At 69.1% G+C, this 21,649-nt stretch carries 20 protein-coding genes; 13 read left to right on the top strand and 7 right to left on the bottom strand.

Translation table 11 applies throughout. The annotated features are described in order from the left end of the window. Positions 1 to 34 precede the first annotated feature (34 nt). Complete coding sequence (locus SH922_RS09155) at positions 35 to 1,030, top strand: sugar kinase (protein WP_393056781.1); 996 nt, start codon at positions 35 to 37, stop codon at positions 1,028 to 1,030. 49 nt (positions 1,031 to 1,079) lie between these two features. Here the strand turns inward: SH922_RS09155 and SH922_RS09150 are convergent, their stop codons facing one another. The 3 genes from SH922_RS09150 to SH922_RS09140 form a co-directional block, all read right to left on the bottom strand. Then, positions 1,080 to 2,093, bottom strand: coding sequence for a heme A synthase (locus tag SH922_RS09150; RefSeq protein WP_393056779.1), 1,014 nt, complete (start codon positions 2,091 to 2,093; stop codon positions 1,080 to 1,082). A 76-nt stretch (positions 2,094 to 2,169) separates the two neighbouring features. Beyond that, positions 2,170 to 2,937, bottom strand: coding sequence for an ABC transporter permease (locus SH922_RS09145; RefSeq protein ID WP_393056777.1), 768 nt, complete (start codon positions 2,935 to 2,937; stop codon positions 2,170 to 2,172). After that, positions 2,934 to 3,881, bottom strand: coding sequence for an ABC transporter ATP-binding protein (locus SH922_RS09140; RefSeq protein ID WP_393056775.1), 948 nt, complete (start codon positions 3,879 to 3,881; stop codon positions 2,934 to 2,936). The genes SH922_RS09145 and SH922_RS09140 overlap by 4 nt, the downstream gene beginning before the upstream one ends. Before the next feature lie 136 nt (positions 3,882 to 4,017). Between SH922_RS09140 and SH922_RS09135 the strand changes: the two genes are divergently transcribed. The 10 genes from SH922_RS09135 (at position 4,018) to SH922_RS09090 (ending at position 12,504) form a co-directional block, all read left to right on the top strand. After that, positions 4,018 to 4,761 carry a helix-turn-helix transcriptional regulator gene (locus SH922_RS09135; RefSeq protein ID WP_393056773.1) on the top strand — a complete coding sequence of 248 codons (744 nt, stop codon included), beginning with the start codon at positions 4,018 to 4,020 and terminating at the stop codon, positions 4,759 to 4,761. Next, the gene (sufB, locus tag SH922_RS09130) at positions 4,758 to 6,179 is read left to right on the top strand and encodes a Fe-S cluster assembly protein SufB (protein ID WP_136328638.1); all 1,422 of its coding nucleotides are present in this window, start codon (positions 4,758 to 4,760) and stop codon (positions 6,177 to 6,179) included. Before SH922_RS09135 ends, sufB begins: the two co-directional genes overlap by 4 nt. Positions 6,180 to 6,241: 62 nt before the next feature. Next, positions 6,242 to 7,423 carry a Fe-S cluster assembly protein SufD gene (gene sufD, locus SH922_RS09125; RefSeq protein WP_393056770.1) on the top strand — a complete coding sequence of 394 codons (1,182 nt, stop codon included), beginning with the start codon at positions 6,242 to 6,244 and terminating at the stop codon, positions 7,421 to 7,423. Further along, entirely contained in the window at positions 7,423 to 7,740 is a 318-nt protein-coding gene (locus tag SH922_RS09120) for a bifunctional 3-phenylpropionate/cinnamic acid dioxygenase ferredoxin subunit (protein WP_136328637.1), read from the top strand. The genes sufD and SH922_RS09120 overlap by 1 nt, the downstream gene beginning before the upstream one ends. 7 nt (positions 7,741 to 7,747) lie before the next feature. Next, the gene (sufC, locus tag SH922_RS09115; protein WP_326663577.1) at positions 7,748 to 8,512 is read left to right on the top strand and encodes a Fe-S cluster assembly ATPase SufC; all 765 of its coding nucleotides are present in this window, start codon (positions 7,748 to 7,750) and stop codon (positions 8,510 to 8,512) included. After that, the gene (locus SH922_RS09110) at positions 8,509 to 9,777 is read left to right on the top strand and encodes a cysteine desulfurase (protein ID WP_393056767.1); all 1,269 of its coding nucleotides are present in this window, start codon (positions 8,509 to 8,511) and stop codon (positions 9,775 to 9,777) included. The genes sufC and SH922_RS09110 overlap by 4 nt, the downstream gene beginning before the upstream one ends. Before the next feature lie 21 nt (positions 9,778 to 9,798). After that, positions 9,799 to 10,254 (top strand): Fe-S cluster assembly sulfur transfer protein SufU, encoded by a 456-nt coding sequence (gene sufU / locus SH922_RS09105; protein ID WP_024492621.1) that lies wholly within the window; start codon positions 9,799 to 9,801, stop codon positions 10,252 to 10,254. Then, positions 10,251 to 10,589, top strand: a complete 339-nt coding sequence (locus SH922_RS09100; RefSeq protein WP_093539690.1) for a metal-sulfur cluster assembly factor — start codon at positions 10,251 to 10,253, stop codon at positions 10,587 to 10,589. The genes sufU and SH922_RS09100 overlap by 4 nt, the downstream gene beginning before the upstream one ends. Before the next feature lie 148 nt (positions 10,590 to 10,737). Further along, positions 10,738 to 12,132, top strand: a complete 1,395-nt coding sequence (locus SH922_RS09095) for a hypothetical protein (protein WP_393056764.1) — start codon at positions 10,738 to 10,740, stop codon at positions 12,130 to 12,132. Positions 12,133 to 12,312: 180 nt separating this feature from the next. Further along, positions 12,313 to 12,504 carry a hypothetical protein gene (locus SH922_RS09090; RefSeq protein ID WP_393056762.1) on the top strand — a complete coding sequence of 64 codons (192 nt, stop codon included), beginning with the start codon at positions 12,313 to 12,315 and terminating at the stop codon, positions 12,502 to 12,504. Positions 12,505 to 12,769: 265 nt separating this feature from the next. Here SH922_RS09090 and SH922_RS09085 read toward each other — a convergent pair whose 3' ends face one another. From SH922_RS09085 to SH922_RS09075, 3 genes are all read right to left on the bottom strand, one after another. Then, positions 12,770 to 13,213 carry a hypothetical protein gene (locus tag SH922_RS09085; protein ID WP_393056760.1) on the bottom strand — a complete coding sequence of 148 codons (444 nt, stop codon included), beginning with the start codon at positions 13,211 to 13,213 and terminating at the stop codon, positions 12,770 to 12,772. Positions 13,214 to 13,286: 73 nt separating this feature from the next. Further along, complete coding sequence (locus SH922_RS09080; protein WP_393056758.1) at positions 13,287 to 15,086, bottom strand: alpha/beta hydrolase; 1,800 nt, start codon at positions 15,084 to 15,086, stop codon at positions 13,287 to 13,289. A 9-nt stretch (positions 15,087 to 15,095) separates the two neighbouring features. After that, entirely contained in the window at positions 15,096 to 15,557 is a 462-nt protein-coding gene (locus tag SH922_RS09075) for a hypothetical protein (RefSeq protein WP_393056756.1), read from the bottom strand. 289 nt (positions 15,558 to 15,846) lie between these two features. Here SH922_RS09075 and SH922_RS09070 point away from each other — a divergent pair, with 289 nt between their 5' ends. Both SH922_RS09070 and SH922_RS09065 read left to right on the top strand, forming a co-directional pair. Further along, entirely contained in the window at positions 15,847 to 16,572 is a 726-nt protein-coding gene (locus SH922_RS09070) for a DUF6333 family protein (protein ID WP_393056754.1), read from the top strand. Positions 16,573 to 16,742: 170 nt separating this feature from the next. Continuing rightward, the gene (locus tag SH922_RS09065; protein WP_393056751.1) at positions 16,743 to 19,205 is read left to right on the top strand and encodes a hypothetical protein; all 2,463 of its coding nucleotides are present in this window, start codon (positions 16,743 to 16,745) and stop codon (positions 19,203 to 19,205) included. A gap of 95 nt (positions 19,206 to 19,300) precedes the next feature. Here the strand turns inward: SH922_RS09065 and SH922_RS09060 are convergent, their stop codons facing one another. Next, entirely contained in the window at positions 19,301 to 21,544 is a 2,244-nt protein-coding gene (locus SH922_RS09060; RefSeq protein ID WP_393056749.1) for a PQQ-binding-like beta-propeller repeat protein, read from the bottom strand. Between the last annotated feature and the right edge of the window lie 105 nt (positions 21,545 to 21,649).

The following is a 21,649-nucleotide window of genomic DNA, read 5'->3' as shown; positions in this document are numbered from 1 at the left end:
GTCTGCCTGCCGCCTGCCGGCAGGAGAGTTCCGCATGACCGCGACCGCGCGTCCGCAGGGCCGGTGGCCCGTCCGGCCCCCGGTGACCTGCATCGGCGAGACCATGGCCGCGCTGGTGCCGGAACCGGCCGCCCCGCTGGAGGGCGCCGATCTGCTCGGCGTACGGATCGCCGGCGCCGAATCCAATGTGGCGATGTACCTCGCCGGCCACGGGGTGCCCGCCCGCTGGGTCTCCGCGCTCGGCGACGACCCGTTCGGCCGCCGGATCCGCACCGAGGTGGCCGCGTCCGGCGTCGATGTCAGCGGGGTGCGGACCGACCCGCACCGTCCGACCGGACTCCTGGTCAAGGACCCCGGCACCGAGGCCACCCGGGTCCACTACTACCGCAGCGGTTCCGCGGCCTCGGCCCTGACCCCGGACCTGCTGGGCGACGACGCCGTACGCACGGCCGGGCTCATCCACCTCAGCGGCATCACACCGGCGCTCTCCGCGGGCTGCCACGACCTGGTGGCCGCTCTGCTGGAGCCTCCTGCCGCAGAACGGCCCCGCCCGGTCAGCTTCGACGTCAACCACCGGCCCGCCCTGTGGCCGGACGGCATGGCGGCCGGTGTGCTGCTCGCCCTCGCCCGGCAGGCGGACATCACCTTTGTCGGGCTGGACGAGGCGCAGGCATTGTGGGGCGAGGAGCTGGCCGACGCGGCCGACGTACGGGCGCTGCTTCCTCAGCCGCGGATCCTCGTCGTCAAGGACGGTGGGCGGGCTGCCACCGCCTTCGACGGCAACCGGGTCCACACCGTGCCCGCGCCCAGGGTCGAGGTCGTCGAACCGGTCGGCGCCGGTGACGCGTTCGCCGCAGGGTTCCTCGCCGGGCTGCTGCGTGGCGAGGACACCGTACGGGCGCTGCGGCTGGGGCATCTCACCGCGGGCGCCGCGCTGCGGGTCACCGGTGACCACGGGCCGCTGCCGGACCGCGCCCGGCTCGCGGAGCTGCTGGACGCGGGACCCGGGGCATGGAGCCGGGGCGGGTGACAGGGGTACGGGCAGCCCTGGCCGCCTACCGCGGAATCACGGACGGGTCTCAGCCCGCCGTGGCGGGCTCCGGCTGCTCGGCCGCCGGGCCGGGCACGGGGGCGACGGCCACGGGCCGCTCGCGCAGCGACAGCACGACGCGGACCACACCGATCCAGACCAGGCACGAGCCCAGCATGTGCACGCCGACCAGGATCTCGGGGGTGTCGTTGAAATACTGCACGTACCCGATCACGCCCTGCGCCATGAGGATCAGGAAGAGGTCCCGGGCGCGGTGCAGCGGGCCCACGGGCGCGTCGACGGCCTTCAGGACGAACCAGAGCGCGACGGTCAGCGCCACCACGACCCAGGCCAGGTCGGCGTGCAGCTGGCTGATCATCTTCCAGTCGATCGGGATGCGGTGGACGTCGCTGGAGTCACCGGCGTGCCGCCCGGCCCCCGTGACCACCGTGCCGACCGCGATCAGCAGCCCCGCCGCGACCGCCAGCAGCCAGGTGAGCTGCGAGACGGCCTTGCCCACCAGGGGGCGCGGCTCCGTGTCGCCCTCCCGGACCCGCTGCCACGTCACCAGGGCGATCGTGAGCAGTGCCGTGGAGAGCAGGAAGTGCGCCGCGACGGTGTACGGGTTCAGGCCCACGAGCACCACGATGCCGCCGAGCACGGCGTTGCCCATGACCACCCAGAACTGCGTCCAGCCGAGCCGGGTCAGGCTGCGGCGCCACGGCTTGGCGGACCGGGCGGCGATGATCGCCCACCCGACAGCCGCGCACAGGACGTAGGTGAGCATCCGGTTGCCGAACTCGATCGCGCCGTGGAAGCCCATCGCGCCGGTCGCCGTCAGACTGTCGTCGGTGCACTTGGGCCAGGTCGGGCAGCCGAGGCCGGAACCGGTCAGCCGCACGGCACCGCCGGTGACGACGATGACGACGGTCATGACGACGGCCGACATGGCCGCACGGCGGACCGTCCGGGGGGACGGCGTCCAGCGTTCGGCGATGTACAGGAGCGGGTTCCGCACGGCTTGAGCGACATCGGCTCGGGTCAGCTTGGGCACGCGCACCATCGTAGGCGGCGGCTTGTGCAAGCTTTCACGAGGGGGACGAGTTACCCCGAACCGCCTACGGAACGCACCCGCGGGCTCACTCCCAGCGGAAGAACCTCGCCGCCGCACCCAGCCCCAGCACCGTCCACACCGCGAGGATCCCCAGGTCGCCCCACGGCATCGCCGCACCATGCTGCAGGACGTCCCGCAGCCCGCCCGAGAGGGCCGCGATCGGCAGCAGCCCCAGCACGGACTGCACCGCGTCCGGGAACTTGTCCAGCGGCACGATGACCCCGCCGCCGACCAGCAGCAGCAGGAAGACCAGATTGGCGGCGGCCAGCGTCGCCTCCGCCTTCAGCGTCCCGGCCATCAGCAGCCCGAGCCCGGAGAACGCGGCGGTCCCCAGCACCAGGAGCAGCAGAACGGCGAACGGGTTGCCATGGGGCGACCAGCCCAGCGCGAAGGCGATCACCGTCAGCAGCACGACCTGGAGCACCTCGGTGACCAGGACCGCGAGGGTCTTGGCGGTCATCAGCGCCCAGCGGGGGAGCGGCGAGGCGGCGAGCCGCTTGAGCACGCCGTAGCGCCGCTCGAATCCGGTGGCGATGGCCTGGCCGGTGAACGCCGTGGACATCACGGCGAGGGCGAGGATGCCCGGGGTCAGGAAGTCGACCGACTCGCCCGAGCCGGTGTCCACGATGTCGACCGCGCTGAACAGCACGAGCAGCAGCGTCGGGATGATCACCGTCAGCAGCAGCTGCTCGCCGTTGCGCAGCAGCATCCGGGTCTCCAGCGCGGTCTGCGCGGCGATCATGCGTGGCAACGGGGCGGCGCCCGGCCGGGGGACGTACGTACCGGCGCTCATACGCGCAGCTCCTTGCCGGTCAGTTCGAGGAAGACGTCCTCCAGGGTGTGGCGCTCGACGGAGATGCCGGAGGGCATCACGCCGTGCTGGGCGCACCAGGAGGTGACGGTGGCCAGCAGCTGCGGGTCGACGTCGCCGGTGATGCGGTACGCGCCGGTGGCGAGCTCGGCCGCCTCCGTGCCGTCGGGCAGCGCCTTCAGCAGGGAGCCGAGGTCGAGGCCGGGACGGCCGGTGAAGCGCAGGGTGTTCTCGGCGCCGCCGCGGCAGAGCGCCTCGGGGCTGCCCTGGGTGAGGAGCCGGCCGGCGTCGATGATGGCGACGTCGTCGGCGAGCTCCTCGGCCTCGTCCATGAAGTGGGTGGTGAGGACGACGGAGACTCCGTCGGTGCGCAGTTCGCGTACGAGTTCCCAGGTGGAGCGACGGGCCTGCGGGTCGAGGCCGGCGGTCGGCTCGTCCAGGAAGACCAGTTCCGGGCGGCCCACGACGGCCATCGCCAGGGCGAGCCGCTGCTGCTGGCCGCCGGAGAGCCGGCGGTAGGTGGTGCGGCCGCAGCCGCCCAGGCCCAGACGTTCGATGAGGGCGTCCACGTCCAGGGGGTGGGCGTGCAGTTTCGCCATGTGGCGGAGCATCTCGTCGGCGCGCGCGCCGGAGTAGACGCCGCCGGACTGGAGCATCACGCCGATGCGGGGGCGCAGGCGCGCCGCGTCGGCGACCGGGTCGAGGCCCAGGACCCGGACCGTCCCGCCGTCCGGACGGCGGTATCCCTCGCACGTCTCGACCGTGGTGGTCTTGCCCGCGCCGTTGGGGCCGAGGATCGCGGTGACCGCGCCGGCCCGGACATCCAGGTCGAGGCCGTCCACCGCGGCTTTGCTGCCGTACCGCTTCACCAGGCCGCGGACCTGGACGGCCGGGCCGGTGGGGGGTGGGGCGGGCTCGCTCTTCATGGGCGGTAAGTCTAGGCAGCCGCCTGCCGGGGCCCGGTCCGGGGGCTTGATTAGGTAACCCTAAGTGATGGATTCCACCCTTGATCGTTCCGGACCGTGGTTGTCAGAGTCGAGGGAATTACGCAACAATGGCGTTGTGAAATACGTTGGCGAGGCTCCGCAGGAGGAACTCGCGACCGGAGAGCGCTCGACGCGCAACCGGGTCGCGCGCTCCATCCTGGACCACGGCCCGTCCACCGTCGCCGACCTGGCGAAGCGCCTGGGCCTCACCCAGGCCGCCGTCCGCCGCCACCTCGACGCCCTCGTCTCCGACGTCGTCGTCGAGGCCCGCGAGCAGCGGGTGTACGGGGCACGGACCCGTGGCCGCCCGGCCAAGGTGTTCGCCCTGACCGACTGCGGCCGGGACGCCTTCGACCAGTCCTACGACCAGCTCGCCGCGGACGCCCTGCGCTGGATCGCCGAGACCTCGGGCGACGAAGCGGTCATGGTCTTCGCCCGGGCCAGGATCGCCGACCAGTCGGCGGCCTACCGCGCGGCCATCGAGGCCGCGGACCCCGAATCCCGTACGGAGGCGCTGGCCAAGGCCTTGTCCGCCGACGGGTACGCTGCTACGGCGCGCAGCGCGCCGGGCCCGCAGCAGGGTGAGCAGCTGTGTCAGCACCACTGCCCGGTCGCACATGTCGCCGAGCAGTACCCGCAGCTGTGCGAGGCGGAGACGGAGATCTTCTCCAGCCTCCTGGGGACCCATGTGCAGCGTCTGGCCACCATCGCCCACGGCGACGGGGTGTGTACGACGTACATTCCGCGCAGTGGACACCCCACCACCCCACAGACCACCGATCCAGCATCTGCAAGCACGGCCGGGAGGAACCCCGCATGACGCTCCCTACGGAGACTGCCCACCCTGAGCTCGATGGCCTGGGCACGTACGAATTCGGCTGGGCCGACTCCGACGCGGCAGGCGCAGCGGCCAAGCGCGGCCTCTCCGAGGCTGTCGTCCGCGACATCTCGGAGAAGAAGAACGAGCCCGAGTGGATGCTGAAGCTGCGTCTCAAGGGCCTCAAGCTCTTCGGCAAGAAGCCCATGCCGAACTGGGGCTCGGACCTGTCGGGCATCGACTTCGACAACATCAAGTACTTCGTGCGTTCCACGGAGAAGCAGGCGGAGTCCTGGGAGGACCTGCCCGAGGACATCAAGAACACGTACGACAAGCTCGGGATCCCGGAGGCGGAGAAGCAGCGCCTCGTCGCCGGTGTCGCCGCGCAGTACGAGTCCGAGGTCGTCTACCACCAGATCAACGAGGAGCTGGAGGCGCAGGGTGTCATCTTCATGGACACCGACACCGCGCTGAAGGAGCACCCGGAGCTCTTCAAGGAGTACTTCGGCACCGTCATCCCCGTCGGTGACAACAAGTTCGCCTCGCTGAACTCGGCCGTGTGGTCCGGCGGCTCGTTCATCTACGTGCCGAAGGGCGTGCACGTGGAGATCCCGCTCCAGGCCTACTTCCGTATCAACACGGAGAACATGGGACAGTTCGAGCGGACGCTGATCATCGTCGACGAGGACGCCTACGTCCACTACGTCGAGGGCTGTACCGCGCCGATCTACTCCTCGGACTCGCTGCACTCCGCGGTCGTCGAGATCATCGTGAAGAAGGGCGGCCGCTGCCGCTACACGACGATCCAGAACTGGTCGAACAACGTCTACAACCTGGTGACCAAGCGCGCCGTCGCCTACGAGGGCGCGACCATGGAGTGGGTCGACGGCAACATCGGCTCCAAGGTCACCATGAAGTACCCGGCCGTCTACCTGATGGGCGAGCACGCCAAGGGCGAGACCCTGTCCATCGCCTTCGCGGGCGAGGGCCAGCACCAGGACGCCGGCGCCAAGATGGTCCACATGGCCCCGAACACCTCGTCGAACATCGTCTCCAAGTCGGTGGCGCGAGGCGGCGGCCGCACCTCCTACCGCGGCCTGATCGAGATCGGCGAGGGCGCGCCGGGCTCGAAGTCCAATGTGCTGTGTGACGCGCTGCTGGTCGACACCATCTCGCGCTCCGACACCTACCCGTACGTCGATGTCCGCGAGGACGACGTGTCGATGGGCCACGAGGCGACCGTCTCCAAGGTCTCCGAGGACCAGCTCTTCTACCTGATGAGCCGCGGCATGACCGAGTTCGAGGCGATGGCGATGATCGTGCGTGGCTTCGTCGAGCCGATCGCGAAGGAACTCCCGATGGAGTACGCCCTCGAGCTCAACCGGCTGATCGAGCTCCAGATGGAGGGTTCGGTCGGCTAGCACGCCGACGACCGAATCCCCCTGACATCTGTCCGACTGAGAAAGCGAGCACTACGACAGCCATGGCTGAGGCTCAGAACATCCCGGCGGGATCCACCACTGCCGGCTCCATCGCGGTGGCCGCCGAGTCGACCGTCGCCACGCGCATGAGCGCGCCCCCGTCCTTCGACGTCGCGGACTTCCCGGTCCCGCACGGCCGCGAGGAGGAGTGGCGGTTCACGCCGCTGGAGCGGCTGCGCGGGCTGCACGACGGCACGGCCGTCGCCACCGGCAGCGGTGTGAAGGTCGCCATCGAGGCCCCCGCGGGTGTCACGGTCGAGACCGTCGGCCGTGACGACGCCCGCCTCGGCAAGGCCGGTACGCCCGTGGACCGGGTCGCCGCGCAGGCGTACTCGTCCTTCGAGCAGGCCTCTGTCGTCACCGTCGGCAAGGAAGCCGTGCTCACCGAGCCGATCCGGATCGCCGTGCACGGTGAGGGCGGCGTGGCCTACGGCCACCAGGTCATCGAGCTGGGCGCCTTCGCCGAGGCCGTCGTCGTCATCGACCACACCGGTGACGCGGTGCTCGCCGCCAACGTCGACTACGTCCTGGGCGACGGTGCGAAGCTGACCGTCGTCTCCGTCCAGGACTGGGACGAGCAGGCCGTTCACGTCGGCCAGCACAACGCGCTGGTCGGCCGCGACGCCTCCTTCAAGTCCATCGTCGTCACCTTCGGCGGCGACCTCGTCCGCCTTCACCCGCGGATCGCCTACGCGGGCCCCGGCGGCGAGGCGGAGCTCTTCGGTCTGTACTTCACCGACAAGGGCCAGCACCAGGAGCACCGCCTCCTGGTCGACCACAACGCCCCGCACTGCAAGTCCAACGTGGCCTACAAGGGCGCGCTGCAGGGCGACGGCGCCCACGCCGTCTGGATCGGTGACGTCCTCATCCAGGCCAGTGCCGAGGGAACCGACACCTACGAGATGAACCGCAACCTGGTCCTCACGGACGGTGCGCGGGTCGACTCGGTGCCGAACCTGGAGATCGAGACCGGCGAGATCGTCGGCGCCGGCCACGCCTCCGCGACCGGCCGCTTCGACGACGAGCAGCTCTTCTACCTCCAGTCGCGCGGCATCCCGGCCGAGGAGGCCCGCCGCCTCGTCGTGCGCGGCTTCTTCGCCGAGCTGGTCCAGCAGATCGGCCTGCCGGACGTCGAAGCCCGTCTCCTCGACAAGATCGAGACCGAGCTGAAGGCGTCGGTCTGATGACCTTCGTCAAGGCGTGCGCGCTGAGCGAGCTGGAGGACGACACCCCGAAGCGGGTGGAGCTCGACGGCACGCCGGTGTCCGTCGTCCGCACCGAAGGCGAGGTGTTCGCGATCAACGACATCTGCTCGCACGCGAACGTCTCGCTGTCCGAGGGCGAGGTCGAGGACTGCATGATCGAGTGCTGGCTGCACGGATCGAGCTTCGACCTGCGCACCGGCAAGCCGTCCGGCCTTCCCGCGACGCGCCCCGTCCCCGTATACCCCGTCAAGATCGAAGGGGACGATGTGCTCGTCTCCGTCACCCAGGAGTCCTGAGTCACCCATGGCAACGCTTGAAATCCGCGACCTGCACGTCACCGTCGAGGCCGACAACGCCACGAAGGAGATCCTCAAGGGCGTCGACCTGACCGTGAAGCAGGGCGAGACCCACGCCATCATGGGCCCCAACGGGTCCGGCAAGTCCACCCTCGCGTACTCGCTGGCGGGTCACCCCAAGTACACGATCACCAGCGGCACGGTGACCCTGGACGGCGAGAACGTCCTGGACATGACCGTCGACGAGCGCGCCCGTGCCGGCCTGTTCCTCGCCATGCAGTACCCGGTCGAGATCCCCGGCGTCTCGGTCTCCAACTTCCTGCGTACCTCCGCCACCGCCGTCCGCGGCGAGGCGCCCAAGCTGCGTACCTGGGTGAAGGAGGTCAAGGAGACGATGGCCGGTCTGCAGATGGACCCGGCGTTCGCCGAGCGCAACGTCAACGAGGGCTTCTCCGGCGGTGAGAAGAAGCGCCACGAGATCCTTCAGCTGGAGCTCCTCAAGCCGAAGATCGCGATCCTCGACGAGACCGACTCCGGCCTGGACGTCGACGCGCTGAAGACCGTCTCCGAAGGAGTCAACCGGGTCCGCGAGTCCGGCGAGGTCGGCACCCTGCTGATCACGCACTACACGCGGATCCTCCGCTACATCAAGCCCGACTTCGTGCACGTCTTCGCCAACGGCCGGATCGCAGAGTCCGGCGGCGCCGAGCTCGCGGACAAGCTGGAGGACGAGGGCTACGAGGCCTACACGAAGGGTGGCGCTTCCGCGTGACTGACGCCCGACAGGGGCTCTCCGGCCTCCTCGACACCGAGGCGATCCGCAAGGACTTCCCGATCCTGGACCGCACGGTCCACGACGGCAAGAAGATCGTTTACCTGGACAGCGCGGCGACCTCGCAGAAGCCGCGCCAGGTGCTCGATGCCGTCAACGAGTACTACGAGCGGCACAACGCCAATGTGCACCGCGGCGTGTACACGATCGCGGAGGAGGCCACGGCGCTGTACGAAGGCGCCCGTGACAAGGTCGCCGCGTTCATCAACGCGCCCAGCCGTAACGAGGTGATCTTCACCAAGAACGCCTCGGAGTCGCTCAACCTCGTGGCGAACATGCTCGGCTGGGCCGACGAGCCCTACCGGGTCGACCACGAGACCGAGATCGTCACCACGGAGATGGAGCACCACTCCAACATCGTGCCGTGGCAGCTGCTCTCGCAGCGCACCGGCGCGAAGCTGAAGTGGTTCGGCATCACCGACGACGGCCGGCTCGACCTGTCCAACATCGACGAGATCATCACCGAGAAGACGAAGATCGTCTCCTTCACGCTGGTCTCGAACATCCTGGGCACGATCAACCCGGTCGAGCAGATCGTCCGGCGCGCCCAGGAAGTCGGCGCGCTGGTCTGCATCGACGCCTCGCAGGCCGCCCCGCACATGGTGCTCGACGTGCAGGCGCTCCAGGCCGACTTCGTGGCCTTCACCGGTCACAAGATGGTCGGCCCGACCGGCATCGGCGTGCTCTGGGGACGGCAGGAGCTCCTGGAGGACCTGCCGCCGTTCCTCGGCGGCGGCGAGATGATCGAGACCGTGTCGATGCACTCGTCGACCTACGCCCCCGCGCCGCACAAGTTCGAGGCCGGTACGCCCCCGATCGCGCAGGCCGTGGGCCTCGGCGCGGCTGTGGACTACCTCTCGGCGATCGGCATGGAGAACATCCACCGCCACGAGCAGGCCATCACCGAGTACGCGGTGAAGCGTCTGCTGGAGGTCCCGGACCTCAGGATCATCGGTCCGGCCACCGCGGAGGACCGCGGCGCCACGATCTCGTTCACGCTCGGCGACATCCACCCCCACGACGTGGGTCAGGTGCTCGACGAGCTGGGCGTCGCGGTCCGCGTCGGACACCACTGCGCACGACCGGTCTGCCTGAGGTACGGAATTCCTGCGACGACGCGAGCGTCGTTCTATCTGTACTCCACGCCCGCCGAGGTCGACGCCCTGGTGGACGGTCTGGAACACGTCCGGAACTTTTTCGGTTAGACAGCGGCTGAGGGTTGACTGGTGAAGCTTGATTCCATGTACCAGGAAGTGATCCTGGACCACTACAAGCACCCCCACGGGCGCGGCCTGCGGGACGGCGATGCCGAGGTGCACCACGTCAATCCGACGTGTGGTGACGAGATCACGTTGCGGGTGCGGTACGACGGCGAGACGATCGCCGATGTGAGCTACGAAGGTCAGGGCTGCTCCATCAGCCAGGCCAGCGCCTCCGTGCTGAACGAGCTGCTGGTGGGCAAGGAACTGGGCGAGGCCCAGAAGATCCAGGCCGCGTTCCTGGAGCTGATGCAGTCCAAGGGACAGCTGGAGCCGGACGATGCGATGGAGGAGGTGCTGGAGGACGCGGTCGCGTTCGCCGGTGTCTCCAAGTACCCGGCCCGGGTCAAGTGCGCGCTGCTGAGCTGGATGGCGTGGAAGGACGCGACGGCGAAAGCGCTGTCCGAAGGGAAGACGGCATGAGCGACAACGAGACTCTCACCACGAAGCCGGCCTCCGAGGAGGAGGTCCGCGAGGCGCTGTACGACGTCGTCGACCCCGAGCTGGGCATCGACGTCGTCAACCTGGGCCTGATCTACGGCATCCACATCGACGACGCCAACATCGCGACCCTCGACATGACCCTGACGTCCGCGGCCTGCCCGCTGACCGATGTCATCGAGGACCAGGCGAAGTCCGCCACCGACGGCATCGTCAACGAGCTCCGGATCAACTGGGTCTGGATGCCGCCGTGGGGCCCGGACAAGATCACGGACGACGGGCGCGAGCAGCTGCGCGCGCTGGGCTTCAACGTCTGAGCACTTTCGTACGCGTGTGAACGGCCCCCGGCGCAAGCCTGCCGGGGGCCGTTCGACGTTGTTCGTCCGGCGTACTCCTGGCGTGCGCCGTCCGTTGGCACGGGAACCGGAACCTACTCCTCGACACCACGCCGACGAGAGGTACGCCGTGCCGCTTCCCCCTGTTCTCCGCCACCGCCGTACCGTCGCCGCCACGGGAGGCGCCCTGGCGCTGGCCGCCCTGGGTCTCGGCGTGCCTGCGCACGCCGCGAGCTACGGAACACCGACGATCACCCTGTCGGCCGGCTATCTCTCCGGTGCCGTCGGCGCCACCGCCGACCCCGTTGTGACGGTCACCGTGGCACAGAGCGGCGCCGACGCCGCCGCGCTCGGTGTGGCCGCGTCCGCCAGCTCAAAGACGTCCGTCGCCGCCACTGGGGACGTCACCGTGGCCGGCACCGGCGCCACCCGGCAGCTCCGCGTCGCCGCACACGCCCGCGGCTACACCGACCTCACCATCAAGGTCACCGGACTCGGCGGGAAGACCGCCACCAACTCGCTGCACTTCGCGGCCTCCGCCGCCGTGCAGAACGCGGCCGACACCCGCTACCTCACCGGCTCCTCCGATGCCTCGGCCGCCGTCGACGCCGGGGACGGCTATGTGCTGGTCGCCGACGACGAGTCCAACACTCTTCGCCTCTACGACGGTTCCGCCTCCGGAGCGCCCGTACGGACGTGGGACGTGGCCTCGAAGCTCGGCGTCTCCAAGGAGATCGACATCGAGGGCGCGGCCCGGGTCGGCAACACCGTCTACTGGACGGGCTCGCTGGGCAACAACAAGGACGGCGAGTACAAGGCGGACCGCAACACCGTCTTCACCACCACGGTGAGCGGCTCCGGCGCCGCGACCCAGCTGACCGTCGGCGGCTCGTACAAGAAGCTCCGGGACGACCTCGTCGCCTGGGACAAGGCCAACGGCAACCGCTACGGCTTCGCCGCGGGGACCGCCGACGGCGAAGTGCCCAAGCAGATCGACGGGTTCAACATCGAGGGCCTGGAGTTCGCACCCGGCTCGACGACCACCGCCTACCTCGGCTTCCGCGCCCCGCTCGTCCCGCCGAAGGAGGGCGGCAAGGCGCTGATCGTGCCCGTCACCAACTTCGACAAGGTGGCCGGTTCCGGAGCGAAGGCGGTCATCGGCACCCCGATCGAGCTGGACCTCGGCGGCCTCAGCATCCGCGACATCCGCAAGAACTCCGCCGACCAGTATCTGATCGTGGCCGGTTCCTGGGCGGCGGACGACAACTCCGACCCGTACGCCCTCTACTCCTGGGACGGAATCGCGGGCCACGCACCGGTCAAGCGCCTGGACCTGCCGACCACCGACCCGGGCGGCTGGGAGGCCGTCGTCGCCGTCCCCGACCTGAACACGGCCGGCGCACGCGCCCAGCTGATCACGGACGCGGGTTCGGCCGACCTGTACGGGGACGGTACGGAGGCCAAGGACCTCGACCACGACGAGTGGAAGAAGTCGCGCGGCGCCTGGTTCACCGTCAACGGTTGATCGGGAGCCGGACTCCACGGGTTCGCCCGCAGGCGTCCGGGCCGACGGGTTCGGGCATCGTCCGACCCGTCCGCATAGGATGCGCTCCACGAACCGGCCGTACGGGGGAGGGGTGTCAGACCCAAGGTGTTGTGGGGAAAGAGGAAAGAAGAGGGCGGTTTGCCGAGGCTCCCGCGGAGCGTGGATCCGCGGCGAGCCCGTGTCTTCCCGGTTCCGGCCGAGGCGCAGGACGACGCGCGCATGTTCATGCTGGGTGGTGACACCATCCGGGCGGTCAAGGTGATTGTGGACGCGACGGGCTACGACCTGCGCCAGGCCAGGGACATCGTGTACGCGCTGGTCTACGACATCGAGGTGCCGAGGGCGAACTGAGCCGGGGCGTGAGGGCGATGGCCGGACCGAGGGCGTCGACGGGCGGTCCGCGACTCCAAGGGCCCGGCCCGCCCGTTTCTGAACGCGGCCCCCGCCGTCCTTGACGATCTTCCAGCCGTCTTTCGGGAGATCGGCCGGCAGGCGGTCCACACCCTTCTGCACTCGCTGGCAGGTCACCCCATGTACACACCGTACGCGTGTGAACGGTCCCCGGCGCGAGCCTGCCGGGGGCCGATCGGCGTTCTTGGCCACGCTTGCCGGCGGGCTATCCCTCCGAAGGCGTCGGGGTGACCGGCGACCGGTAGCAACGCGATTGGACGGTGACCTCCAGCATGGCCGGGGACTTTTGGGCCTTGACCTCTTTGTGCAGTCTTACGTCGACCATGAATCCACGCCCCTTGGACTCCGCGACGATCTGCGGGCTGTTGCCGATAGTGCCGTCCCTGCCGTCCTTCGTGATCGTCCAGCCGTCCTTCGGGAGTGCGACCCGCAGGCGGTTCATACCTTTTTGCAGCTCGGCGAAGGGTGCCTTGTAGAGGCTCCAGGGGTGAAGTGCGTAGTAGGGCTCATCCTGGTAATAGTCATCGGAGCAGGGCATCGTCGTAGCCCCCGGCTCCGTGGCCGTCCCCTTGATGTCGATCAGTTCGAGAATCCGGCTGGATGCCCTCTCGACGTCCGCTTTCACGGTGTTCTTGTCCCGTTGCTCCATCGGCTCCTCCTTTCCTGAACACGCCACCGCCAGCGCGCATACTGCGATACTTAATCCCAGTGCAGAAAATCGCCTATTCAAGTTTCACCTTGTCGTATGCGCCGGCGATCACGGCTGCCTGATTTCGTAGGCTGAGAGAGCCCTCGTCGTAGAATCCAGTGTGTCCGCCGGAGTCGCTTGCCATGATCTTCCCGCCGAAGGATTCGTCGGTGGGAATGACTCCGTTGTCACCGAGCCCCATCGCTCGGCCCCCCTGCCGGACCAGCTGGTCGTCCCAGGAGCCGGCGCCCATGGCCCATACATGGTCACCTCTGACACCCAGGTCCGCAGCATGATCGGCCTGGACGCCGGGACTGCCCGCGAAGACGTAGTCGTCGGTGGTCTTGGCGTCGTCCCAGCTTCCCGACTGCGCAGAGACGCCGACGACCGTGCTTCCGTAGCTGTGCCCGACGACAGTCGTGTGTGAGCGAGCGCCGTCGTCGGCCTGCTGCGCGACTCTGTTCCCCTCCAGGAAGTCGTGGAGCCGCGGGCCCCCCTCTTCCGCGTACTCCCCGCGCGTCGCCTGGGGAAGGACGTTGTCCGGCGCGTTGTAGTCGAGCCACATGATGGTGGAGACGTTCTGACCGGGGGCAAGGCGCTGACTTGCGTTCCAGAGTCCTTCGGCACGACCGAGGTCCCCACGGACCGATTCCAGTCCCGCTTTCGTACCGGGGACCCAGACGCCTACGTGATCGGCTGTGTCCGGATTCCCGTTGGCGAGGATGACTTTCCCGTCCCCGAGGCCGGTGGGATCGAAGCCGAGCAGGTACGCCTCGGGAAGCCCGTCCTGACCTGTACGGTCGAAGCGGTCCTGGATGGCCTCCGCTCCCTTCAGCACGCCCTCGATCCTGGCCTTCTTGTCCCCGTACTTGTCGTGCCACTGCTGCCACTGCGGGGTGATGACGACGGCGGGGTAGCTGCCGTTGGTATTGGGGGCGTACTTGGCCGGCTCTTTCGGAATGGCGTCCAGATCCAGCTGGTATCTCGCCCTCGTCTCGTCCAGAACCATTCTGTTCGCGTCGTCGCGTACGTCGGACGGTAAGCCGTTCATCGACCCGATGGCGTTCGGATGGACGGCCAGATAGTCGGCCCGCTGCTCCGGGGTGAGGTTCTTCCACCACTCCGCGCTCTCCTCGGGGGTGGCTTCCTTCGGCGGGGGCTTGATGCTGTCCAGGTAGGGGTCGGCGGCCTTGAGTACCCCACCCCGGTCGGACTTCACGTCCACCCGGTCCCGGTTCGAGACCACGAGGTCGTCGTCGGCTTGGAGGGCGCGAAGCTTCGGTGCCCACTTCGCGTCCGCGTCGGTGGCTTCCTGCAAGGCGTCCGCTATCCGGTCGGCATAGGCGATGGCCGCGCCGTAGTACGGGTTCGGGTGGATGTTCGCCGCCTGGCGGTCCAGGGCGTCGGACGTCGGGCTGCCCCCGGCGCTACCGGTCACGGTCCCGCCCGGGGCGTCCTTCTCCTCCCCCGGCTTCCTGCCTGCCGGGAAGCCGACCGAACCGTCTGCGTGCACCGTGCAGTGGTCCGCCTGCGCGTCCTCGATCGCCGCTTCCAGTTTTCTTTTGGCCACAGCCATTTCGAACGCGAAACCGTTCAGCGCGGTGGTCACCAGCCCGCACTCGGTCTGTATGTACTGGAAGTTCTTCGACAGTGCGGCCAGCTCCCGAAGGGCGGCATCCGCGGTCGCACCCGAGAGCTGGTTACGTATCCCCGCGGCGATCCGGTTGTCGACGGTGTCCTTGGCCGCATCGGCCATCCGGTCCGTCGCCCGGTACGCATCCGCGGCATTCTCGAACTCCGACGGCTTGAGCGCTTTCAGCGTCGCAAGATCCATGCGCCCGGATCACCTCCCCTTGGGCTGACCGCCGACGGCCTGGGTGTCCGTGTACCTGCTCCTGAGCGCGTCCAGCTCGGTCTTCAGGGACTCATCCGTCTTCGACAGGTCACGCCCTGAAGCCTCAAGGAGCCCGCCCAGGGACGTGCAGCGCTTGCGCACGTTCTCTGCGTACTTCCTCCAGGAGGTGTACAGCTCCTTCTGTGCCGCCGCGCTCCGGTATCCGGCTGTGTCGTCCAGCCCGGTCTGTCCGTCTGCAAGTTTCGTCAGCGCGGAACCGATCGGCACAGCAAGGCCCTTGGTGCCGTTGCCCGCCTGGGCCCATGCCCTCTTGCTCGACTTCAGGTCCGCCGACGTGTTGGCCCCGGGCGTACCGCCCCCGGAATCGGCCTGATAATGGTTCAACTGCATGTGCGTCGACGATGCTGCCGCTCCGGCCTTGAGCTGCTCCCACTCGTCCCGTGTCGTCACTGCGTCCTCCCCGTGTCCCCTTGCCCCTTGGGCCCGTTCTGGAACCGGGATGCCCCGGGGCCCAACAGGCGCCAGCATTCCCGGATGGACGAGCGCGATCAAACGCGTGTGCTGGTTTACGCCAACTGCGTCGGTCAAGCGGCTCGACCCGCCGTCAACGGCTGATCCGGCCGGGCGGCTTGAGCGATTCCACATATACGCGCGGTCGCCCCTGCCGGGCGGGCCGACGGGCATGGCCGTTCCGGCGGTCGCCAAGGGAGCGGCCGGAGGACCCGTTACGGTGACGGGCATGTCTGACACCGACTTCTGGACCGTGCCCGCCGACCGCGAAACCCGGGGCAGTGGCAGCCGTTACGAACTCACCGTTCTCCAGCCGCCGTTCACGGGGGCGGTCGGCGACCTCCCGCCCAACGACGCGGAGCGGGCCGTGGAGTTCGCCCGCTCCCTGGAGGCGGTCGACGAGGTGATCGAAGACCTCGGCCCCCGTAAGCGGAGCGACATGATGACGGTCGCCACGAGGGCCGATCTGGACATCGTCCAGGTGGGGGTGTGGGGAAACGTCATGTCGGTCTCCGATCCGGCGTTCGCGGACGACGGCAACGACATGCCGCTGCTCGCGGAGGCCACCCGGCTGCGTGAGCGCTTCCCCGACGCGCGGATCGTGGGCAGGGTGGAGGTGCACTGCGGTGCCGAGCACACGGAAGATCTCGTGTGGCTGCCGGACGGCACCATGTTCCATGCCTGCGGCTGGCCCGGTGACGAACCGTTCGTCGTGACCGGCGACCCGCAGGGGGTCATGTCCGCCCTGGGGATCACCGCGGAGGGCCTCGAAGACCTCGATGTGTACTTCGACCCGGACGACGACCCGAATCAGAACGACTGGGGCGCTCTCGCCACCGCATGCCTGGGCGACGCGGACCCGTGGGGGAGGGCCGATCTGGACGCCTCCTCGCTGAGGGTGCGGCACAGTGAGCAGGCGACCAGCCACATGGAGAGTCTGTACTTCACCGACTGAGCACACGTCAACTCCCTTTGTGAGCACCTTGAGTGGATCGGGGACACACCCTTAACCGCTTTTTACGTGACGATGGGCCGGTCTAGGGTGATTGGGCGGCGCGTACACGTCACGGGGGCCTCACGCGCCGCCCCTAGCCCCTCAAGGCCCCACATGAGGGATGGTCACTCTTGAACAGAGCACTGCGTATACCCGAGCGGTGGCGTACGGCCGGCCGCGTCCTGGTCGCGTTAGGGATCGCCTCGGCGATCACCGTGACCGGTCTGCCCGGCATCGAGACCGACACCGCCACCGCAGCGCCACGCGCTGTCTCGGCCAGGGTCAAGCCCGGCGCCCAGCGCTGCGACAAGAAGAACCTGGGACGCACGGAACAGAGCACGCCGACGAGCTCGGGTTTCCCCAACGACCCCACCGGATCGAACTTCGCCGCCTGGCAGGGCAATCCGAAGAACTTCAACTACGACCTTCCCGGCAAGGCGTACGACGGGGTGAAGGCGCCGACGGCCGCCAACAGGACCAAGGCCCTGTCCAAGGTCCCGGGCGACACGGAGAAGAACTACAAGGCGTGGCAGAAGATCGCGGACAAGTCCGGTGACCCGGAGGACCGCAGGTTCGAGATCTACGCCCGGTACTTCAACAACAACGAGAGTCTGAGTTTCGAGCACTGGTTCGAGCAACGGTTCATCCGTAACCAGGTCAACAACCACAAGGGATCGTCGTTCGAAGCCCAGCTTGTCCGTGACTTCCGCCTGGTCGGGCCGGACTGGCTGTGTGAGGTCACCGTCGAACTCATCGACGCGCAGGGCAACGTCGTCGAGACGCGCCGGTACGACGCCTACAACCGGCGCACCAAGGAGTTCAACGAGTTCAAGTCGAACTCGGAGCTGACGAACAAGCAGCTCGCGAAGGACCGGAAGGTCGCCCGGCTCATGCCGGACCACAAGTTCCGGGTCACCGGCGCGAAGGTGTTCACCGACACCCAGCGGAAGAAGATCGACAACTTCAACCGGTACGTCAACCGGCTGCGGCCGGGCCAGACGAACCAGGTCCGCGGCAACCAGCGGATCTACAATCCCGTCCCGCGGACCAAGCCCATCAGGGGCTACTCCGACTACCAGAGGTGGTTCGCTCCGGGCTGCCAGGGCGGCCAGGGCAGGATGCAACTCGCCGCCGCCTCCACCTGCGGCACGCGCGGCCCGCTGAACGACCGCATCAACGGTTCCGGCAAGACCCTGGAGGAGGCCAGGAGGATCCAGGCCGACGCACGCCGGTTCGACTCCCGCGGCACCCTCCCGCGCGGTGGCCCGGGCGGCGTCGACTTCACCACCCTGGAACTGCGCTACGTCGGCGGCCTGGGCAAGGGCAAGGGCATGCAGTACTCCATGCGCGCCGACCAGATGCCCAACCCCGACGAGGACCCCGGCTTCGGTGGCGAGGCGCGCATGCAGCTCTCCTCCGACGCCCTGTTCACCTGGCTCGCACTGACCCCGGAGAAGTTCTGGGTCAACCTCAACCCGGACGAGCCCGACCGGGTCATGGACGCCACGTTCGGAAAGACCGACGCGGGCCGGGTCCTGCTCGAATCCGACCTGGAGATGAAGCACGACTTCTCCGAGGCCCTCAACCCCGACAAGCACGCCGGCGCCAGGCGGTACTGGGACACCGCTCCCCGCCAGAACGGCATGCCCTGCTTCCCCGGTGTGCGCATGTGGATCGAGCCCAAGCCCGCGCAGGTCCGCGAGCAGGACGGCGGAATCTACATCCTCGACGCACCCCTGAAGGTGTCCACCCAGTGGCTGGACGTCGAGTGGCAGGCACCCGGCTCCACCGAGTGCAAGGGCCTGACCGACGCGCAGAAGCACGCCATCGAGGCGAGCATCCGCACGAACGTGATGCCGTTGGTGGAGGAACGGGTCAACACCGACCCCGACTACGCCGATCTGCGCGCCGTCTACACCGCCCGCGTCGCCGCCGAGTACATCCGCCAGCAGGACGCTAAGACGCCGACCGACTTCCACAAGATCATCGACTCGAACGACGTCTCCGCGTGGCCGCTGCGCGCCCCCAACGAGAACTGGACCCGCGAAGACGTTCACAAGCGGTACATGGACTCGATCAAGAAGGGCATCGAGTGGTTCGAGCTGGAGTACGGCGGCAAGGTCTACAACCAGGGCGTCGGTGGCGTGGACTTCTCCAAGCAGCCCAAACAGAACATCTCCCGCACCCGGTTCAACGTCGAACACCGGACTCTGGACACCACCACCAAGACGTCCCTCCAGTCCGATGACGTCTCGTACCGGGACACCGACACCCTCTTCCTGGGTGGCGGCAAGGTGGCGGCAGGCGACGGTGAGGACCCCAAGCCCACCCCTACCCCCACCCCCACTCCCACGAAGCCCGGTCCCGAGCCGAGCGGACCGGGTGACGACGCGTCGGCCCCGGCCCCGGACCCGTCCGGTCCGGGCGGGAACACCCAGCCGCCGGCGAACAGGCCGGACCCGGACGGCGGCCTCGCCGACACCGGCTCCGACACCCCGATCGGGATGATCTCCGGTATCGCCGCAGCGGTCGTCGCCGCAGGCGCGGCGCTGGTGTGGTGGATGCGCCGCAGGCGTCAGGGCGCCACCGGCTGACCGACCGGCGGTAGTGCGCACGCCTGACACGGGATGAGCCTCCCCCTCGGAAAAGGGGGGAGGCTCATCCCGGTCCGGAAGCATGCGCCGCGGGGTCAGCCCGACTTCGGCGGCTTCTGCGTGTCGAAGGCGAAGAGCGTGTTCCTGTCCGCGGCCACGATCAACGCACGCCCCACGACGGTCACACGCGGGCTCGCGCCCTCCTCGCCCGTCAGCCCCTCGGCCTGCGGGTCCGTCGCCCACAGGGAGGTGCCGTCCTGCGGCGACAGCGCGACGACCCGGCCGGTGGCCGAGCTGAAGTACACCGCGCCGGCTCCCGCCGCGGGACCGGACGCGCCCTCCACGGACGTCTGCCGTGACCACTTCTCCCGGCCGGTCGCGGGGTCGATCGCCGTGATGCGACCGGTCTGCCCGCTCACGTAGACGGTGCCGTCCGCCATGCCCGGCGTCCCCGCGTAGGTCTTGGCCAGTGGGGAGTACGTGACCTTCCGCGAGGCCGGATCGACCCGCGTCACCCCGTCGTAGCCGGCCAGCGCCGGTCCCTCCATGTGCCCGTGAAGGAGTACGAGCCGGTCGTCGCCGTCGACGCCGACCGGCACGGCAGGGCCGTTGACGGCGATGGGCCTGCCCAGTTCCCCCGAAGCGCGGTCTACCGTGGACAGGGTGGGGTGGCCTACCCCCGAGCCGTCCACCTCCGCAGTCGTCGCGCACATCGCCAGGAGCCGCGCACCCACCGAGACGGCGGCGCACTGCGTGCCCGCGGGAAACGGTGTCGTCCAGGTGACCTCACCGCTGTGCGCGTCCCGGGCCTCGAAGCGGGAGTTGGAGGCGTCGACCGTCACGACGGAGGAGCCGACGACGACGGCGTCCTGAGTGCGGCCCGTGACGGCCGTCGACTGGGCGCCCGACGGTACGGACCACAGCTCCCGGCCGTTGCCCGCGTCGAGCGCCACCACTTCGCTGGGCGGGCCCTGCGGGGCGTCCTGGTCGGCGAAGCGGTATCCGAGCACCGTGTCGGCGGTGGCGCCCACCAGGTGCATGCCCTGGACCGGGACGCCCGGGCTCTTCGCCGTCCACACCCGCGAGCCGTCCAGCGCACTGATCCGGGTCGCGACGACACCGCCGCCCCCGCAGAACAGGGCGTTGCCGCGCGCGACGCACCGCAGCTCGTCGGGGATGTCCGCGCGGCCACCCGGCACAGTCGTGTGCCACGGCACGAAGCCGTCCGGAAGGGCGGCACCCGGCGCCGTGACGCTGTTGCCCTCGGCATCGCTGTTCCCCCCGAAGCCGCCGGCCTCCAGCATGGCCACCCCGCCGCCGATCGCTGCCACGGCGACCGCGGCCGCGAGCACAGGACGCCATCGGCGGCGCAGGCGGCGGCCGATGGGGCTGCCGGTGCTCCCGGTACCGGGACCGGCCGGACCGGTGCTCGGGGCGGTCGGCGGCGGGGTGGCCCGCGTCACGAGGTGATGCTGGGTGTTCGTGTCGCGGGTACGGCCCGCGCCGGCCGCGTCCGTGTCGGTTCTGCCGAGGTCGGCCGGCAGGTCCCGCAGCAGCACGAGGAGTTCGTCCGCCGAGGGGCGGCCCTCGGGTTCCTTGGCCAGGCACGACTCGACGACCGCGCGCAGAGCAAGCGGAACGGCACCCAGCGACGGCTCCTCGTGCACCACCTGATACGCCGTCATGTACGGGCTGTCCGAGTCGAAGGGCCCGTGGCCCGTCGCCGAGTACACCAGCAGTGTCCCCAGCGAGAAGACATCGGACCGCGGCCCCACACCGCGCGGCGCCTGCAGCTGTTCCGGCGACATGAAGGGCGGCGTGCCGATGACCCGCCCCGTCATCGTCAGCGTCTGCTGGTCCGCGGCGCGCGAAATGCCGAAGTCGATGACGCGCGGACCCTCGGGCGAGAGCACGACGTTCGAGGGCTTCAGGTCACGGTGGACGACCCCCACGCGGTGGATGTCGCGCAGCGCCTCCGCCAGCCCGATGGCGAGCTTCCTCAGCTCCGATCCGTTCAGCGGGCCCTGTGCGGCGATGCGCTGGGCGAGCGTGTGACCCTCGATATAGGTCGTAGCCATCCACGGCTGCTCGGCCTCAGGGGCGGCGTCGACCACAGCGGCGGTGAACGCGCCGCTCACCCGCCTCGCCGCCGCCACCTCCTGCCGGAAGCGGATGCGGAACTCCTCGTCGCCCGCGAACTGTTGGTGGATCAGCTTGATCGCGACAGGTCTTCCCGAGCTCGTACGGGCCAGGAAGACCGTGCCCATGCCACCCGAGCCGAGCCGTGCCTCAAGCGGATAACCGCCGATCTCGGCTGGATCACCTCCGCGCAGCGACACTCTTCCCGACCTCCCGTCCCCCGTGCATCTCTGCCACCACGGGCCTGCGTACCTGTCCTGCACACAAACTAGCCGCAGGGCAGTACGGCAGAGCAAAGCGGGTGA

It is taken from the genome of Streptomyces sp. LN549, assembly GCF_043203805.1.
Taxonomy (GTDB): domain Bacteria; phylum Actinomycetota; class Actinomycetes; order Streptomycetales; family Streptomycetaceae; genus Streptomyces.
The sequence above is the reverse complement of the archived record's forward strand: the minus strand, read 5'-3'. Positions and strand labels throughout refer to the sequence as shown.

Bases quoted from the DNA above. Each gene is read 5' to 3' on its own strand.
- SH922_RS09155 (WP_393056781.1), top strand. From the start codon at position 35: ATGACCGCGACCGCGCGTCCGCAGGGCCGGTGGCCCGTCCGGCCCCCG.
- SH922_RS09150 (WP_393056779.1), bottom strand. From the start codon at position 2,093: ATGGTGCGCGTGCCCAAGCTGACCCGAGCCGATGTCGCTCAAGCCGTG.
- SH922_RS09145 (WP_393056777.1), bottom strand. From the start codon at position 2,937: ATGAGCGCCGGTACGTACGTCCCCCGGCCGGGCGCCGCCCCGTTGCCA.
- SH922_RS09140 (WP_393056775.1), bottom strand. From the start codon at position 3,881: ATGAAGAGCGAGCCCGCCCCACCCCCCACCGGCCCGGCCGTCCAGGTC.
- sufB (WP_136328638.1), top strand. From the start codon at position 4,758: ATGACGCTCCCTACGGAGACTGCCCACCCTGAGCTCGATGGCCTGGGC.
- sufD (WP_393056770.1), top strand. From the start codon at position 6,242: ATGGCTGAGGCTCAGAACATCCCGGCGGGATCCACCACTGCCGGCTCC.
- SH922_RS09120 (WP_136328637.1), top strand. From the start codon at position 7,423: ATGACCTTCGTCAAGGCGTGCGCGCTGAGCGAGCTGGAGGACGACACC.
- sufC (WP_326663577.1), top strand. From the start codon at position 7,748: ATGGCAACGCTTGAAATCCGCGACCTGCACGTCACCGTCGAGGCCGAC.
- SH922_RS09100 (WP_093539690.1), top strand. From the start codon at position 10,251: ATGAGCGACAACGAGACTCTCACCACGAAGCCGGCCTCCGAGGAGGAG.
- SH922_RS09085 (WP_393056760.1), bottom strand. From the start codon at position 13,213: ATGGAGCAACGGGACAAGAACACCGTGAAAGCGGACGTCGAGAGGGCA.
- SH922_RS09080 (WP_393056758.1), bottom strand. From the start codon at position 15,086: ATGGATCTTGCGACGCTGAAAGCGCTCAAGCCGTCGGAGTTCGAGAAT.
- SH922_RS09070 (WP_393056754.1), top strand. From the start codon at position 15,847: ATGTCTGACACCGACTTCTGGACCGTGCCCGCCGACCGCGAAACCCGG.